This is a genomic window from Sulfuricurvum sp. (assembly GCF_028688295.1).
Taxonomy (GTDB): domain Bacteria; phylum Campylobacterota; class Campylobacteria; order Campylobacterales; family Sulfurimonadaceae; genus Sulfuricurvum.
In genome coordinates this window covers 1-1,746 of the sequence record NZ_JAQTYM010000102.1, presented here as the reverse complement: position 1 = coordinate 1,746, position 1,746 = coordinate 1, and the positions used below count along the sequence as shown (strand labels likewise).

Annotated in this window: 1 protein-coding gene and 1 pseudogene; both read right to left on the bottom strand. The window is 44.2% G+C overall.

Annotated features, from left to right (window positions below; all coding sequences use genetic code 11):
* Positions 1–191 (bottom strand): annotated as a pseudogene (locus tag PHR02_RS12870) (dihydroorotase); the annotation flags it as partial.
* Between the two features lie 3 nt (positions 192–194).
* Entirely contained in the window at positions 195–1,565 is a 1,371-nt protein-coding gene (locus tag PHR02_RS12865; RefSeq protein WP_299992617.1) for a phosphomannomutase/phosphoglucomutase, read from the bottom strand.
* Between the last annotated feature and the right edge of the window lie 181 nt (positions 1,566–1,746).

Here is a 1,746-nt window from a genome sequence, read left to right as displayed (position 1 = left end):
CCGATGGCATGTTTAATCCGTTTTTTATACTCTTTAACCGCCTCTAACGTTGTCACTGGAGGGACGAGGTTAGGCATCACCAATGCACCGCTGAAGCTGTATGAAGTGAGAGGAGCCACCGTCTCTAGCATATCACCATCACGTAGATGAAGATGCATATCAAGCGGCATAGTTAACGTTATTGATTTCATAACTTAGACCTTTAACTGCTTTTGAGCTTCTTGAATGAGTCCGTTAAGTGCTTCTTCATAACGCACGGCTTCTGATTGTTCCGTTGATTCGAAACGGGTTACAAGTACCGGAGTTGTGTTACTCGCGCGAACCAAGCCCCACCCTTTTTCGAAAATAACCCGTACTCCATCCACATCGATGATATCACGGATGACAGGGAAATCGCTCGGCGGATTTTGTAAGAGTTCTTTGAGTTTTGCAATGAGTGGAAACTTCTCTTGCTCGGTTGTCTTGACTTTGATCTCTTCGGTTGAAAATACCTGTGGAAGTTTGGCGATCTCAGCATCTAAATCGATACCTTCTTGAATGAGTTCGAGCATACGAAGTGTCGCATAAATCGCATCATCATACCCGAAATAGCGATCAGCAAAGAAGACGTGCCCGCTCACTTCACATGCTAAATCCGCATGAAGCTCTTTCATTTTGACTTTAAGATTAGAGTGTCCCGTTTTGTACATCACCGCCGTTGCTCCACGCTCACGTAACGTGTCATACATCACTTGGGAACATTTAACCTCACCGATTACGGTCGGATTTTTCATCTTGAGAGCAAACAGCAACGCCATCATGTCCCCTTTGATGTTGTTACGCGGGGTTAATACTGCAATGCGGTCAGCATCACCGTCATAGGCAAATGCGATATCCCCTTCTGAGGCGAGGAGTTTTTTGATATCTTCGAGGTTATGCTCTTCGCTCGGATCGGGGTGGTGATTCGGGAAAGTACCATCAGGATCGACATAAATCCCTTTGGTTTTAAGCTCAAGGGCGTTAAATATATCTTCGATAGCTAAACCTGCAACCCCGTTACCGCAGTCGTAAACGATCCGTTCACTCATCCCGCGTAAATGGCCGAACGATTCAATCATAAACGTTTTATAGCGAGAAAGGGCATCGATCTCTACAACCTGACGTTCAACCTTAGAAGGCATATCCATAGCATCGATTTTACGCCCCAAAGCATAAATCTGTTCACCGAAAAAAGGGAGTTTATCGATAGTAATTTTAAATCCGTTGTATTCGCTCGGATTGTGAGAGCCGGTAATCATTACCGACGCGCAAGCTGTTACACCATCAAACTCTTGATAATTGCAAAAATAGTTGACGGGAGTAGGTACCATCCCCATCCCCAGAACTTTCATACCGCCAGCGTTTAAACCAGCCGTCAAATATTCAAAAAGAATCGGTGAATGTGAGCGTGCATCATAACCGACGGCAACGTATTCACCGTATTGTTTCATCTCATCTGCTAATGCATATCCTAGACGGGTAATCGTCTCTTCGTTCAACTCTTTTTCATAAATCCCACGGATATCATATTCACGGTAAATGCTCATAGTTTCCCTTTTTCATCAATATTAACAAATTATACAACGAGGTGGTTAAAAGAGTCTTTTATGAGGCCTAAAGCCCCATGGAAGAATAGTAAAGAAGTGTTACAAAAGTGTTAAGAAAGTATTAAATGAAGCGCGGATTCTGCGCGCGGGCATCGCGCCGAGCGAAACTCAGCGTTAGCAT